The sequence below is a fragment of the Streptomyces desertarenae genome (assembly GCF_042681365.1).
Taxonomy (GTDB): Bacteria; Actinomycetota; Actinomycetes; order Streptomycetales; family Streptomycetaceae; genus Streptomyces; species Streptomyces desertarenae.
Genome location: NZ_JBHUFU010000002.1, coordinates 184,219 through 198,979 on the forward strand (window position 1 = coordinate 184,219; position 14,761 = coordinate 198,979).

General features: G+C 74.9%; 11 protein-coding genes. 5 read left to right on the top strand and 6 right to left on the bottom strand.

The features are described from left to right. Position 1 precedes the first annotated feature (1 nt). The 5 genes from ACFSJS_RS05000 to ACFSJS_RS05020 form a co-directional block, all read right to left on the bottom strand. On the bottom strand, positions 2-814 hold the full coding sequence (locus ACFSJS_RS05000; RefSeq protein ID WP_380897152.1) for a Mut7-C RNAse domain-containing protein: 813 nt from the start codon (positions 812-814) through the stop codon (positions 2-4). Positions 815-883: 69 nt separating this feature from the next. Then, positions 884-1,255: a nuclear transport factor 2 family protein gene (locus ACFSJS_RS05005; RefSeq protein WP_380897155.1), complete on the bottom strand. Its 372-nt coding sequence runs from the start codon at positions 1,253-1,255 to the stop codon at positions 884-886. Positions 1,256-1,343: 88 nt separating this feature from the next. Continuing rightward, a complete protein-coding gene (locus ACFSJS_RS05010; RefSeq protein ID WP_380897157.1) occupies positions 1,344-2,219 on the bottom strand; it encodes a hypothetical protein in 876 nt (291 codons plus the stop codon). 205 nt (positions 2,220-2,424) lie between these two features. Next, complete coding sequence (locus ACFSJS_RS05015) at positions 2,425-3,660, bottom strand: metallophosphoesterase (protein WP_380897159.1); 1,236 nt, start codon at positions 3,658-3,660, stop codon at positions 2,425-2,427. A gap of 218 nt (positions 3,661-3,878) precedes the next feature. Beyond that, a complete protein-coding gene (locus ACFSJS_RS05020; RefSeq protein ID WP_380897161.1) occupies positions 3,879-4,991 on the bottom strand; it encodes a LacI family DNA-binding transcriptional regulator in 1,113 nt (370 codons plus the stop codon). Between the two features lie 383 nt (positions 4,992-5,374). Here ACFSJS_RS05020 and hisC point away from each other — a divergent pair, with 383 nt between their 5' ends. The 4 genes from hisC to cydD all read left to right on the top strand — a co-directional run bounded on the left by hisC (position 5,375) and on the right by cydD (position 12,753). Then, complete coding sequence (gene hisC, locus ACFSJS_RS05025) at positions 5,375-6,454, top strand: histidinol-phosphate transaminase (protein WP_380897163.1); 1,080 nt, start codon at positions 5,375-5,377, stop codon at positions 6,452-6,454. A gap of 186 nt (positions 6,455-6,640) precedes the next feature. Next, complete coding sequence (locus ACFSJS_RS05030) at positions 6,641-8,152, top strand: cytochrome ubiquinol oxidase subunit I (RefSeq protein WP_380897165.1); 1,512 nt, start codon at positions 6,641-6,643, stop codon at positions 8,150-8,152. Between the two features lie 21 nt (positions 8,153-8,173). Next, positions 8,174-9,199, top strand: a complete 1,026-nt coding sequence (gene cydB, locus ACFSJS_RS05035; RefSeq protein ID WP_380897167.1) for a cytochrome d ubiquinol oxidase subunit II — start codon at positions 8,174-8,176, stop codon at positions 9,197-9,199. Then, positions 9,196-12,753 carry a thiol reductant ABC exporter subunit CydD gene (gene cydD, locus ACFSJS_RS05040; protein ID WP_380897169.1) on the top strand — a complete coding sequence of 1,186 codons (3,558 nt, stop codon included), beginning with the start codon at positions 9,196-9,198 and terminating at the stop codon, positions 12,751-12,753. The genes cydB and cydD overlap by 4 nt, the downstream gene beginning before the upstream one ends. A gap of 44 nt (positions 12,754-12,797) precedes the next feature. Here the strand turns inward: cydD and ACFSJS_RS05045 are convergent, their stop codons facing one another. Further along, a complete protein-coding gene (locus tag ACFSJS_RS05045) occupies positions 12,798-13,658 on the bottom strand; it encodes an HAD family hydrolase (RefSeq protein WP_380897171.1) in 861 nt (286 codons plus the stop codon). A 207-nt stretch (positions 13,659-13,865) separates the two neighbouring features. Here ACFSJS_RS05045 and ACFSJS_RS05050 point away from each other — a divergent pair, with 207 nt between their 5' ends. Next, complete coding sequence (locus ACFSJS_RS05050; RefSeq protein ID WP_380897173.1) at positions 13,866-14,753, top strand: LLM class flavin-dependent oxidoreductase; 888 nt, start codon at positions 13,866-13,868, stop codon at positions 14,751-14,753. Positions 14,754-14,761: the final 8 nt, after the last annotated feature.

The window sequence follows — 14,761 nt, forward strand, 5'->3', positions numbered from 1 at the left end:
GTCAGGCGCCGCGCGGGCCCGTCCGCGCCGTGTCCGCCGTCCGGGCCGCCTCGCAGACCAGTTCCTCCAGCCGGTCCCCGTGCGCGCCGCGCCAGTAGACGTGCCCGCAGTCGCGGCAGCGGGCGAAGGTGTCGTACGTGCGGCGGGTGCCGGGCCGGAGCAGGTGCTCCACCTCGGCCTTGGCCACCGCGTCGAGCAGCCCGTTGCAGGCCGTGCACCTCGTCCACGGCCGCAGGGGCGGCGCGAAGCGCTCCAGCACGTCGGCGAGCTGGTCGTCCGGCTGCGAGCCGCGCACGTAGGCGCCCATCCACAGCCGGCGGCGCATCAGCAGCCCGCGGTCCTGGGTGAGCAGGACGCGCCGCTCGGCGTTGGCCTGCTCCACCAGCGCGGGGTCGTCCCTGTCGTTGTGGTAAGCGGTGTCCACTCCCGCGACCAGGCGCAGCCGCCGGGCCAGCGTGCCCAGGTGGACGTCCAGGAGGAAGCGGAGCGGGCCGCCGGGGACGGGCTGCGGCCTGGGCACCGGCTCGACGCGGACCGTCTCGCCCGCCCGGGGCCGGTGCTCCGGTTCCACCCGCTCCCCGCCGCCCGCGGTGCCGTCCTCCGGGACCAGCGCGCCCACCTCGGTCAGCGGGATGCCCGCGGACTGCACGACGTGGGCGAGGGAGGAGGTGCCGTCGTGCGGCACGGAGAGGGTGCCGGTGCCGCGGTGGCGGGCGGGGAGGAAGATCCGCAGCTCGGGGGAGACGCGCAGGAACAGTTCGCGTGCCGCCCGGGTGCCGCCGGAGTCCCGGGATCGGTGTGGTCGGTCCGTCACCCTGCCCAGGATGCCAGCCGGGGGCCGCGGTTCCCACCGGTTTGCGCCGGTCACCGGCCCGCTGCGGAATCAGCCGGTGGGGAGCTCGCCGGCGAACACGATCATCCGGTCGATCCTCCCGTCCCGCAGGTGCACCACGTCGGTGCCCGTGAGCTCGTGCGTGCCGTCGGTGGTGCGGTAGGTCCACCGGTAGCGGGCCCACTCCCCGGGAGCGTCCACCGCCGAGGAGCGGGTCATGGTGCCCGGCCCCGCCGGGTGCCCGCGCATCTCGATGATGAACCGTTCGACGGCCTCGACCCCGCCGCTCCGCCCCAGTGGCCCCCAGAAGACCACGTCCGGGGTGAGGGCCTGGGAGAGCAGCTCCGTGACGTACGCGTCGCTGGAGGCGTTGAACGCGGAGATGAAGGCGTCGATGGCGGCCTGACCCGCTTCTTCCTGCATCCTCCTGTCCTATCAGAGCGCATCCCCCGCCCGCACGGGATGCCGCGGGACCGCGCCGGCGTCCGGCGCCGCGCCCGTACCGGCCGGGTCAGTCCGGGGCGTGCCCGGGGCCGGAGAAGCCGGGACCGGCGTCCGCGTCGCGCGCGGCCCCCGCGGCGGGGCTGGAGAAACCGGGGTGGGTGTAGCCGAGCCGGGGATGGCGGCTCCCCCCGGTCTCCGCCGCGCCCGCCGCCGAGCCGGCCGGGCCCGCTCCGGCACCGGCGTCCGCCGGGGGGACCGCGGGCCCGGGCGCCGCGCCGTCCAGCACCTCGTGCAGGAAGGGCAGCACCCCGCGCTCCAGCAGGGCCGCGCGCCAGGTCTCGCGGGCCCGGGCGACCTCCTCGGCCAGGGAGCCCTCCGGCCCGTCCGGCCCGTCCGGTCCGCTGCGTCCGTCCCGCCCCTCCGCCCGGAGCGCACCGGAACCGTGGCGGACGGCGGTGACCAGCAGCCCGACGGACGCGGCCAGCAGCGAGACGGCGGCCAGCGCGGCGAAGGCCCAGCCCGCGCCGCGCATCGGCGCGGCGATGGAGGGCTCGGGCGTCAGCAGGCGCAGCAGGTGGCCGACCAGCAGGAAGATCACCGCCGCCGTCCCGGCGAGGGCGGGAGCCAGGACGGAGAGCACCGCCAGGAGACCGGCGCGGGCCCCGCCGGCATCCCCGGCGGGGCCCGCACCGGCCTGGGCCGAGGGCGCGTTGCCGGGGCGGCGCAGCTCTTCGCGGAGCCGGACGAACCGCTCGTACTCCACCGCCGCGCAGGCGGTGATCGCCGCGGTGGCGGCGGTCGCCGCGGCACGGAGCTGCTCGTCGGTCGGCCGCCGCGGACCGGCGTCCGGTGCGGGGCGCTCGCGTACGGCGCGCAGGGCCTCGTCCAGGACGCGCTCGAACGCGGGGCGGTCTTCCAGGCGCAGGTGCGGAGCGGTGTTCATGTGCATCCCCCGGTGCTCCGTAGGGCCGAGGCGGCCGGAAACGGAGGAGAGCTCGCGTGAGGCAGGGACCCGATGGTAGAGCCGTTCCTTCCGGTGGTGACAGGTGTTCACCGAAAACACGGGGTCCCGGGGGGTTGTGTTCGGGGCCGCGCCCGCCCGTGCGCGGAGCGGGCGGACCGGCCGGGGGCGGCGCGTCCCCCGGTGCTCAGACGGGCAGCGGGAGCCGGGACACCAGCAGCTTCCCGGCCATGGTCACTCCGCCGTCCATCGCGACCGCGAGCGAGTCGGCGTAGACGTGCGGCCCGTGCACCTGCGGCGCGCCGTCCTCGCCGTCCTCGGAGCCGACCTCGCCCAGCAGGTACGGGATCGGGCTGTGGCCGTGGACGATCCGCCGTCCGCCGTAGGTGTCCAGCAGTTCGCGCGCGGTCGCCGCGCCGCCCTCGTCGCGGAAGGCGAAGCGCTTGGTGAACTTGCGGAACAGCTCCCAGGTCTCGTCGGCGTCGTGGTGGGTGAGCGCCTCGGTGACGGCGTCGTTGACGTCGGGGATGCTGCTGCCGTACTCCAGGTACGCGGTGGTGTCGGAGTGCACCAGCAGGTGGTCGTCGGCCAGGGCCATGGCGTCCAGCCGGGACATCCACTGGACGTGGTGGTCCTGGAGCCGCTCCATGTCGGAGCGCTGACCGCCGTTGAGCAGCCAGGCCGCCTGGAAGGACGCGGTGCCCGCGCCGGAGTTGACGGGGGTGTCCCCGAACCTCTTGGCGCCGATCAGCAGCAGTTCGTGGTTGCCCATCAGGGCCTTGCAGTAGCCGCCGGCCGCCGCGGCCTCGGCGGAGAGCTGCATCACCAGGTCGATGACGCCGATGCCGTCGGGGCCGCGGTCGGTGAAGTCGCCCAGGAACCACAGCCGGGCGTTGCCCGCGATCCAGTGGTCCTCGGTGTCGATCAGGCCCTGGTTCAGCAGGGCGGCCCGCAGCTCGTCGAGGTAGCCGTGGACGTCGCCGACCACGTACAGCGGGCCCTGCTCGCCGGAGGGGCCGGCCGCCGGGGAGGGGGTGTCCACCAGCGTGGGGGTGGGGGCGGCGCCGGAGCCGATGACGGGCAGGTCGCGCCGGGTGGGGGTGTAGCCCTCCGGGTGCGGCTCCTCGGCCGGGTGCCCCGGCGCGCCCGGCACGGCGGCCGCGGGACCGGGCGGCACGGGACCGCCGGGGGGAGCGGGCGGCACGGGGGGGACGGGAGGCGCGGAACCGTGGGCCGCCGCGCCCGCGGGCCCGGCACCGGGGGGCGGGGGGAGGGGCCGGGCGTACGCGGGGTCCGCGGGACCGGGGTGGGCGTACCCGGCACCCGCCGGATCCGCCCCCCCGGCGCCCGCACCGGCGGCGCCCGCGTCGTGCCACACGTCGGATCCCCGACCGGCCCCCTGAGTCATCGACCCCTCCACCATCGCGCGCGCCTCACCTGCCGGACCTCTCTCCGCCTTCCGCGGGTCGCCCCGTGCCGAGAGCCGGTCCCGGTGTCGTGCGCCCATCATAGGAACGCAGGTCGTGCCTTGTGACGCACCCGGGGGAGGGCAATTCGAACGACCGCCGGACGAGGGCGGGGGCAGGAGTGTCGCCCACCCGGGTTTCCCCGGATTCCACCCGAAATTACCAGGCCGTAACGTCAGTCGCGGCGTCCGGGCGAGCGCGGGGCGCTCACCGTCGTCCGGGGGCGCCGGCGCTGCGAGGAGGTGCGGACGATCAGGTCGGTGGGCATGATCTGGTGCGTCGGCCGGCCCCCGCCGGTGCCTTCGATGGCGTCGATCAGCAGTTGCACGACTGTCGTGCCGATGCGCCCGGGTTTGAGGGACAGGGTGGTGATGGGCGGCTCGGTGGTGGCGTAGACGGCGGACTCGCTGCAGCACACCAGCAGCAGGTCGTCGGGGACGCGCAGGCCGTAGCGGCGGGCGGCGGCGAGCAGGTCGGTGCCGTTGGGGTCGAAGAGGCCGTAGACGGCGTCGGGCCGGTCGGGGCGGGCCAGCAGGCGGTCGGCGGCGACGGCGCCCGCACAGGGGTCGTGGGCGGGGTAGGCCTCGTAGACCGGGTCCTGGCCGGCGCGCTCGCACCACTGGAGGTAGGCGCTGGTGGACAGCCGGGTGTAGGTGTCGGTGCTGGTGCCGGTGAGCAGGCCGATGCGGCGGGCGCCGGCGGCGGCGAGGTGGTCGAGCAGGCCGGTGACGGCGGCCTCGTGGTCGTTGTCGACCCAGGCGGTGACGGGGAGTTCGCCGCAGGGGCGGCCGTCGGAGACGACGGGGATGCCCTGGCGGACGAGTTCGGCGACGACGGGGTCGCGGTCGGAGGGGTCGATGACGACGGTGCCGTCGAGGGCGACGTTGGACCAGACGTCGTAGGGGCTCTGCCGGGTGCTGCCGGGGAGGATCACCAGGGCGTAGCCGCGGGCCAGGGCCGCGGAGGAGGCGGCGCGGGCCATCTCGGCGAAGTAGGCGAACTCGGTGAAGGTGAACGGTTCCTCGCCGTAGGTGGTGACGGTGAGCCCGATCAGTCCGGACTTGCCGGTGCGCAGCGTCCTGGCGGCCGCGGAGGGGCGGTAGCCCAGCCGGTCGGCGACCTCGCGGACGTGGCGGCGGGTGGCGTCGGGCAGGCGGCCCTTGCCGTTGAGCGCGTCGGAGACGGTCGTGATGGAGACCCCCGCCGCGGCGGCCACGTCACGGATGCCCGCACGTCCCAGCCGGCGACCGTGAGCCCGGCTCACCTGGTGCTTCCCTGCTGCTGTCATGGCGAGCCGATAGTAGGGCCGTACCGGGGTGTTTGCGGGGGTGTACAGAGCGAGAGGTGAAGAGACGATTCTGCAAGCCTGATAGGCCCCAAGAGCCTTTGAACATGCGTCAGTTGGCGTATCGGCCCATTGTTTCTGCGGATGTTTCACCGGTTGCTCCAGCAGAATGGCCCATGTCTCAAAGCTGTCTCAACTCACCTTCACGGGTGATGCGCGCCACGGCTCGCGCCACCCGCGCACCTCTTCCCCGGTACGCCCCTCGCTCCGGCCCCTACGACACGCCCGCGAATCCTTCTAGGGTGTACAGCATTGAGCGGTACGGGTGGCGCGCGCACGGGCGCGGCCGCCCCACGACAGGCCCGGAGGGTCGAGGAGGACCAGCCATGACGGAGATGGCCCCGAAGCTGCGCGCGGCGCTGGACGGGATCCCCACCTACAGGCCCGGCCGGCCGCCGGCGGCCGACGGCCCGAGGTCCTACAAGCTGTCCTCCAACGAGAACCCCTACCCGCCCCTGCCCGGCGTGCTGGAGGCGGCCGCCGCCGCGGCCGGCGCCTTCAACCGCTACCCGGACATGGCCTGCTCCGCCCTCGTGGAGGAGCTGGCGTCCCGCTTCGACGTGCCCGTGACCCACCTGGCCACCGGCACCGGCTCCGTCGGCGTCGCCCAGCAGCTCCTCCAGTCCACCGCCGGCCCCGGTGACGAGGTGGTCTACGCCTGGCGGTCCTTCGAGGCGTACCCGATCATCACCCAGATCTCCGGGGCCACCTCCGTGCGGGTGCCGCTGACCGCGGACGAGGTGCACGACCTGGACGCGATGGCCGACGCCGTCACCGACCGCACCCGGCTGGTCTTCGTCTGCAACCCCAACAACCCCACCGGCACCGCCGTGCGCCGCGCCGAGCTGGAGCGCTTCCTGGACCGCGTCCCCGGCGACGTCCTGGTGGTGCTCGACGAGGCGTACCGGGAGTTCGTCCGCGACGAGGAGGTCCCGGACGGCATCGAGCTGTACCGCGACCGTCCGAACGTCTGCGTACTGCGCACCTTCTCCAAGGCGTACGGTCTGGCCGGGCTGCGGGTCGGCTTCGCGGTCGCCCACGAGCCGGTGGCGGCGGCGCTGCGCAAGACGGCCGTGCCCTTCGGCGTGAGCCAGATCGCGCAGGACGCGGCGGTCGCCTCGCTGCGCAGCGAGGCGGCGCTGCTGGAGCGCGTGGACTCGCTCGTCGGCGAGCGGGAGCGGGTGGTGCGCGAGCTGACCGCGCAGGGCTGGACGGTGCCCGGGACCCAGGCGAACTTCGTCTGGCTGCGCCTGGGCGAGCGCACCGCCGACTTCGCGGCGGCCTGCGAGGCGGCGGGCGTGACGGTGCGGCCGTTCGCGGGGGAGGGCGTCCGCGTCACGGTCGGCGAGGCCGCGGCCAACGACCTCTTCCTGCAGACCGCGCAGACCTTCCGCAAGGACCTGTAGGGGCCGCCCGCAGGCGTCCACGGGGTCCCGTCCCGCAGGGGGCGGGGCCCCGCCCGTGATGTTCCCCACCCTTCCGCCCCCCGGTGGGAGGGTGGGTTCGTCGGTGGGTCATACTGGCTTGTGAATGTGAACGCATTCACGAGCACGTGTGCTACGCCACACCCCGTCCACCTTTGGGAGAGTGCCGTGGACCTAGCTCTGGCACCGGAGACGCTGGCCCGTTGGCAGTTCGGCATCACCACCGTCTACCACTTCCTCTTCGTCCCCCTGACGATCTCCCTCGCCGCCCTCACCGCGGGCCTCCAGACGGCCTGGGTGCGCACGGGCCGGGAGGTCTACCTCAGGGCCACGAAGTTCTGGGGCAAGCTCTTCCTGATCAACATCGCGATGGGCGTCGTCACCGGGATCGTGCAGGAGTTCCAGTTCGGCATGAACTGGTCCGACTACTCCCGCTTCGTCGGCGACGTCTTCGGCGCCCCCCTCGCCTTCGAGGCGCTGATCGCGTTCTTCTTCGAGTCCACCTTCATCGGGCTGTGGATCTTCGGCTGGGACAAGCTCCCCCAGAAGATCCACCTCGCCACCATCTGGATGGTCTCGATCGGCACGATCCTGTCCGCGTACTTCATCCTGGCCGCCAACTCCTGGATGCAGCACCCGGTCGGCTACCGCATCGACCCCGAGTCCGGCCGCGCCGAGCTCACCGACTTCCTCGCGGTGCTCACCCAGAACACCGCCGTGGCGCAGTTCTTCCACACCATGACCGCCGCCTTCCTCACCGGAGGCGCCTTCATGGTCGGCATCGCCGCCTACCACCTGATACGCCGCCGCCACATCCCCGTGATGCGGACCTCCCTGCGCGTGGGCCTGGTCACCCTGGTCGCCGCCGGCGCCCTCACCGCCGTCAGCGGCGACCACCTCGGCAAGATCATGTACGAGCAGCAGCCGATGAAGATGGCCGCGGCCGAGGCCCTGTGGGAGACCGAGGGACCCGCGCCCTTCTCCGTCTTCGCCTACGGCGACGTGGACGAGGGGCGCAACAAGGTCGCCGTCGAGATCCCCGGCGTGCTGTCCTTCCTCGCCCACAGCGACCTCTCCACCCCCGTCCCCGGCATCAACGACACCAACGAGGCCCTCCAGGAGAAGTACGGCCCCGGGGACTACAAGCCCAACATCCCCGTCGCCTACTGGGGCTTCCGCTGGATGATCGGCTTCGGCATGGCCTCCGTCGCCCTCGGCGCGGCCGGCCTGTGGCTCACCCGCCGCCGCTTCCGGCTCGCCGAACGCCACCGCACCGCCGAGGACGAGGTGCCGCGCCTCGCCCTCACCCGCGACAGGCTGCTCGGACCCACCCTCACCCGCTGGTACTGGCGGCTGGCCTTCCTCACCCTCGGCTTCCCGCTCATCGCCAACGCCTGGGGCTGGATCTTCACCGAGATGGGCCGCCAGCCCTGGGTCGTCTACGGGGTGCTGCGCACCTCCTCCGCCGTCTCGCCCGGCGTCTCCCAGACCGAGGTGCTGGTCTCCATGACCGTCTTCACCCTCCTGTACGCCGCTCTCGCCGTCGTCGAGGTGAAGCTGCTGGCCAAGTACGTCAAGGCCGGGCCGCCCGAGCTCACCGCGGCCGACCTCGACCCGCCCACCCGGATCGGCGGCCACGACAGGGACGACGCCGACCGGCCCATGGCCTTCTCCTACTAGGTCCTACCGAGGTCTCCCGCGATGGAACTCCACGACGTCTGGTTCGTCCTGATCGCCGTCCTGTGGACCGGCTACTTCTTCCTGGAGGGCTTCGACTTCGGAGTCGGCGTCCTCACCCGGCTGCTGGGCCGCGACCGCCGCGAGCGCCGCGTGCTCATCAACACCATCGGACCGGTCTGGGACGGCAACGAGGTCTGGCTGCTGACCGCCGTCGGCGCCACCTTCGCCGCCTTCCCCGACTGGTACGCCACCCTCCTCTCCGGCTTCTACCTCCCCCTCCTCCTCATCCTCGTCTGCCTGATCCTCCGGGGCCTCGCCTTCGAGTACCGCGCCAAGCGGCCCGAGGAGCGCTGGCAGACCAACTGGGAGCGCGCCATCTTCTGGTGCTCCCTGCTGCCGGCCTTCCTGTGGGGCATGGCCTTCGCCAACATCGTCCGCGGTGTGGCCATCGACGCCGGGAAGGAGTACACCGGCGGCCTCCTGGACCTCGTGAACCCCTACGCCCTCCTCGGCGGAGCGACGACGCTGGTCCTGTTCACCTTCCACGGCGCGGTCTTCACCGCCCTGAAGACCGTCGGCGGCATCCGCGTCCGGGCCCGCGCCCTCGCCGTCCGCCTGGGCTCGGCCGCCGCGGTGCTCGCCGTCGTCTTCCTCGGCTGGACGCAGCTCGACCGGGGGGATGCGGCCACCCTGGTCGCCCTGGCCGTCGCCGCCGGAGCCCTCCTGGCCGCCGTCCGCGCGATCGCCGCCGGGCGCGAGGGCTGGTCCTTCGCCTTCTCCGGCGCCACCGTCGTCGCCGTCGTCGCGCTGCTCTTCCTCGCGCTCTACCCGAACGTCATGCCCTCCACGCTCCACCCCGACTGGAGCCTGACGGTCTCGAACTCCTCCTCCAGCGACTACACCCTGACGATCATGACCTGGCTGGCGGCCCTGGCCACCCCGCTCGTACTGCTCTACCAGGGCTGGACGTACTGGGTGTTCCGCAAGCGGATCGGGACCCAGCACATCGCCGACGACGCCTCCCCCCAGGAACCCGCCCGCACATGAAGCCCGTCGACCCCCGCCTGCTCCGGCACGCCCGCACCACCCGCACCTTCACGGCCGCGGCCGTGGCGCTCGGTCTGGCCGGAGCGGGCCTGGTCATCGCCCAGGCCGTCCTGATCGCCGAGATCGTCGTGGGCGCCTTCGAGCACCACACGCCCCCCGGCGGCCTCACCACCCCCCTGCTCCTCCTCGCGGCCACCGCGCTGGGCCGGGCCCTGGTGTCCTGGCTCACCGAGCTGGCCGCCCACCGCTCCTCCGCCGCGGTCAAGTCCGAACTCCGCCTGCGCCTGCTGGAGCACGCCACCGCCCTCGGGCCCGCCTGGCTCGGCGACCGGCGCACCGGGGAACTGGCCAACCTCGCCACCCGCGGCATCGACGCCCTCGACGACTACTTCGCGCGCTACCTCCCCCAGCTCGCCCTCGCCGTCGTCGTCCCCGCCGCCCTGCTCGCCCGCATCGTCACCGACGACTGGATCTCCGCGGCGACCATCGTCGTCACCCTGCCGCTCATCCCCGTCTTCATGGCACTGGTCGGCTGGGCGACCCAGGCCCGCATGGACCGCCAGTGGCGGCTGCTGGCCCGCCTCTCCGGTCACTTCCTCGACGTCGTCGCGGGCCTGCCCACCCTCAAGGTCTTCGGCCGCGCCAAGGCCCAGGCCGAGAACATCCGCGCCATCACCGCCGACTACCGCCGCGCCACCCTGCGCACCCTGCGGATCGCCTTCCTCTCCTCCTTCGTCCTGGAACTGCTCTCGACGATCTCCGTCGCGCTCGTCGCCGTCGGCATCGGCCTGCGCCTGGTCCACGGCGGCCTCGACCTGTACACCGGCCTGGTGGTGCTGATCCTCGCCCCCGAGGCGTACCTCCCGCTGCGCCAGGTCGGCGTCCACTACCACGCCGCCGCCGAGGGGCTGGCCGCCGCCGACGAGGTCTTCGGCGTCCTGGAGACCCCGCCGCCCCCCGCCGGCACCGCCCCCGCCCCCGACGCCCGCACCGCCACCGTCGTCCTCGACGGCGTCACCGTCCGGCACGAGGGGCGCACCGCCGACGCGCTGCCGCCCACCACCCTCACCGTCCGGCCCGGCGAGACCGTGGCGATCACCGGCCCCTCCGGCTCCGGCAAGACGACCCTCCTGAACACCCTCCTGGGCTTCGTCCGCCCCGCGTCCGGCCGCGTCCTGATCGGCGGCACGGACCTGGCGGACCTCGACCCGGCCACCTGGCGCTCCCAGATCGCCTGGGTGCCCCAGCACCCCCACCTGTTCGCCGGGACGATCGCCGACAACGTCCGCCTCGCCCGCCCCGGAGCCGGCGACGCCGAGGTGGAGCGGGCCCTGCGCGACGCCGGGGCACCCGACCTGGACCCCGGCACCCGCCTCGGCGAGATGGGCGCCGGCCTCTCCGCCGGCCAGCGCCAGCGCGTCGCCCTGGCCCGGGCCTTCCTCGCCGACCGCCCCCTGCTCCTGCTGGACGAGCCGACCGCCGCGCTCGACGGCGCCACCGAGGCCGCCGTCGTCGACGCGGTCGCCCGCCTGGCCCGCGGCCGCACCGTCCTCCTGGTCGTCCACCGGCCCGCCCTGCTCGCGGTCGCGGACCGCACCGTCCGCCTGGCGTCCGTCCCCGGCCCGGTTCGCGGCCCCGCGCCGCGCCCCCGTCCCGCCATCACCGGCACCGCCGCGGGCGCCCCCGCCCACACCCCGGCCCCCGCAGGGGCCCCGCAGCGCACCGGAGCCGCCCTTGCCGCGCCCGCCGGTGAGGCGGACGCCTCCGCCCCCGCGGACACCCCCGCGACGCCCGCCCGCGGGACGGACGCCCTCGCCCGGGTGCGCCGCACCGCGCGTCCCCTGCGCGGCCGCCTCGCCCTCGCCCTCCTCCTGGGCGCCCTCGCCCTCCTGAGCGCCGTCGGCCTCATGGCCACCTCCGGCTGGCTGATCTCCCGCGCCTCCCAGCAGCCGCCCGTCCTCCACCTGATGGTCGCCGTCACCGCGACCCGCGCCTTCGGCATCGGCCGCGCCGTCTTCCGCTACGCCGAGCGCCTGGTCTCCCACGACGCCGTCTTCCGCGTCCTGGCCGACCTGCGCGTCGCCGTCCACCGGCGCCTGGAGCGGCTCGCCCCCGCCGGACTGCGCCACACCCGGCGCGGCGACCTGCTCACCCGGCTCGTCGCCGACGTCGACGCCCTCCAGGACTACTTCCTGCGCTGGCTGCTCCCGGCCGCCGTCGCGGCCGCCGTCTCCGCCGCCGCCACCGGTTTCACCGCGTGGCTGCTCCCCGAGGCCGGACTCGCCCTCGCCGCCGGGCTGCTGGCCGCCGGCGCCGCCGTCCCCGCGCTCGCCGCCGCCGTCTCCCGCCGCACCGAGCGGCGACTCGCCCCCGCCCGCGGCGAGCTGGCCACCCGCACCGTGGACCTGCTCACCGGCACCGCCGAGCTGACCGTCGCCGGGGCGCTGCCCCGCCGCACCGAGGCCGTGCGCGCCGCCGACGCCGCCCTCACCCGCCTCGCCGCCCGCAGCTCGGCCGTCACCGCGCTCGGCGGCGGCCTCTCCACGCTGGCCGCCGGGCTCACCGTCGCGGCCGCCGCCTGGGCCGCCGCCGGGGCCGTCCACGCCGGCCGGCTCGACGGCCTGCTGGCGGCGGTGGTCGTGCTGACGCCGCTGGCCGCCTTCGAGGCGGTCGCCGGGATGCCGCTCGCCGCCCAGTACCGGCAGCGCACCCGCCGCTCCGCCGAGCGGATCCAGGAGGTGACCGACGCCCCGGCACCCGTCCGCGAGCCCGAGCACCCGCTCCCGGCGCCCGGCTCGCCGTTCCCCGTGGTCCTGGCCGGGCTCACGGCCCGCCACCCCGGCCAGGAGCGCCCCGCGCTGCGCGGGGTGGACCTGCGCCTGACGCCGGGCCGCCGGGTGGCGGTCGTGGGCCCGTCGGGGTCGGGCAAGACGACGCTGGCCCAGGTCCTGCTGCGCTTCCTCGACCCCGAGGAGGGCCGCTACGCCCTCGGACCGGACGGCACCGACGCCACGGCCCTGGACGGCGACGCCGTGCGCCGCCTGGTCGGGCTGTGCGCCCAGGACGCGCACATCTTCGACAGCTCCCTGCGCGAGAACCTGCGCCTGGCCCGGCCCTCCGCCGGCGACGGCGACCTGCTCGCGGCCCTGGCGGCCGCCCGCCTCGGCGACTGGGTCGCGGAGCTGCCGGACGGCCTGGACACCCTCGTCGGCGAGTTCGGCGCCCGGCTCTCGGGAGGGCAGCGCCAGCGGCTGGCCCTGGCCCGCGCGCTCCTGGCCGACTTCCCCGTCCTCGTCCTGGACGAGCCCGCCGAGCACCTGGACCTGGCCACCGCCGACGCCCTGACCGCCGACCTGCTGGCCGCCACCGAGGGCCGCACCACCGTGCTGATCACCCACCGGCTGGCCGGTCTGGAGGCGGTGGACGAGGTGGTCGTCCTGGACGGCGGCCGCACCGTCCAGCGCGGTCCGTACGCGCACCTGGCGTCGGCGGACGGGCCGTTCCGGCGGATGCTGGAGCGGGAGCGGGCCACGGAGGAGCCGGCGGTGGGCTGACCTTGCCGCGACGGCCCCCGCGGCGCCGGGGCGGACCGGCGCCGTCAGCCGGCGGGCGGCAGCTCCAGCAGCCGCTCGATGACGGCGGCCACCCCGTCGTCCTCGTTGGCGGCGGTCCGGTGCGTGGTCGCGGCCAGCACCGCGGGATGGGCGTTGGCCATGGCGTAGGAGGTCCCGGCCCAGGAGAGCATCTCCAGGTCGTTGGGCATGTCCCCGAAGGCGACGACCTCCTGCGGGGACACCCCGCGCCGCTCGCAGCACAGCGCCAGGGTGCTGGCCTTGCTGACACCGGGACCGCTGATCTCCAGCAGCGCGCTCGGGCTGGACCGGGTGAACTCCGCGTGGTGGCCGGCGGCGGCGCGTGCCAGGGCCAGGAAGTCGTCCGGAACCAGCTCGGTGTGGTGGGCCAGCAGCTTCAGCACCGGCTGGTCGGCGAAGTCCGAGCCCTCCGCCAGGAGCTTCTCGACCGGTGCGTGCAGCGCGCCGGGATCGAGGTGGAACTGCGGGTACCGGGGCTCGTAGTGGATGCCTCCGGTCCGCTCGACGGCGAAGGTGACGCCCGGGGCGGTGCTCCGCAGCTCCTCCACCACGGCCAGGGCGGTGCCGACGGGCAGCTCGCGCACCCGCACGATCCGCCGGCCGCGGTGCAGGTCGACGACGGCCGCGCCGTTGGCGCAGATCGCCAGCCCGTGGCCGTGGACGTGGTCGCTGACCACGTCCATCCAGCGGGCCGGGCGCCCGGTGACGAAGAAGACCTCGATCCCCGCCTCCTCGGCTGCGGCCAGCGCCTCGACCGTGCGCCGGGAGACGGACTTGTCATCGCGCAGCAACGTGCCGTCCAGATCGGTCGCGATCAGGCGCGGGCGCGTCGTCGGGGGCGCAGAAACATAAGTCACGCCCCCCATGGTCGCGCATATGCCTGCACACCCGTGCGTGGAAGTGCCCGAATGAGCCACCGGGCGAACACATCCGGTCCGGGCGGGCACGGACCGTCATGGGGCGCGGCGCCCCGCACCGGCCGTCCCGCACGCGCGGAAGGGACCGGCGCGGGGGCTCGGATCGGCTCGGCGGCGATGTCCGCCGCCCCCGGTCACCGGGCATAGGGTCGGGGCATGCGTCTGAGCACCGTGATCCTTCCCGTCGACCGCTGGCACGAGGGAGGCCGCGCGAAGTGGCGGCGAGCCGAGGAGCTGGGGTTCCACGCCGCGTACACCTACGACCACCTGTCCTGGCGCGTCCCGTTCCGCGACGGCCCCTGGTTCGGCGCGCTGCCCACCCTCACCGCCGCCGCGGGCGTCACCGAGCGGATCCGGCTCGGCACCATGGTGACCTCCCCGAACTTCCGGCACCCGGTCACTCTCGCCAAGGAGCTGATCACCCTCGACGACCTCTCCGGCGGACGGATCACGCTCGGTGTCGGAGCGGGTGGTTCCGGCTATGACGCCACGGCGCTGCTGGGCCCCGGGCGCGCTCCGTGGACACCGCGCGAGCGGGCCGAGCACTTCGGCGAGTTCCTGCCCCTCCTGGACCGGCTGCTGACCGAGGACTCCGTCACCCACGAGGGCGCCCGCTACTGCGCGCACGAGGTGCGGAACATCCCCGGCTGCGTCCAGCGGCCCCGGCTGCCCTTCGCGGTGGCCGCCACCGGTCCGCGCGGCATGCGGCTGGCGGCGCGGTACGGGCAGGCCTGGGTGACCACCGGCGACCCCGCCGCCGCCGAGGGCACCCCGGAGGAGTCCCGCGACGCCCTCCGCGCGCAGGTCGAGCGGCTGGAGCGGGCCTGCGAGGAGGAGGGGCGCGACCCGGCGGAGCTCTCCAGGATCCTGCTCACCGGCTTCACCCCGGACCGCCCGCTCGCCTCGCTCCAGGCGTTCCGCGACGCCGCCGGCGCCTGGGGGGAGCTGGGCTTCGACGAACTCGTGGTGCACTGGCCGGTACCGGGCACGGTGTTCGAGGCGGACGAGGAGGTCTTCGAGGAGATCGCGCGGGACTTCCGCTGACCACCCGG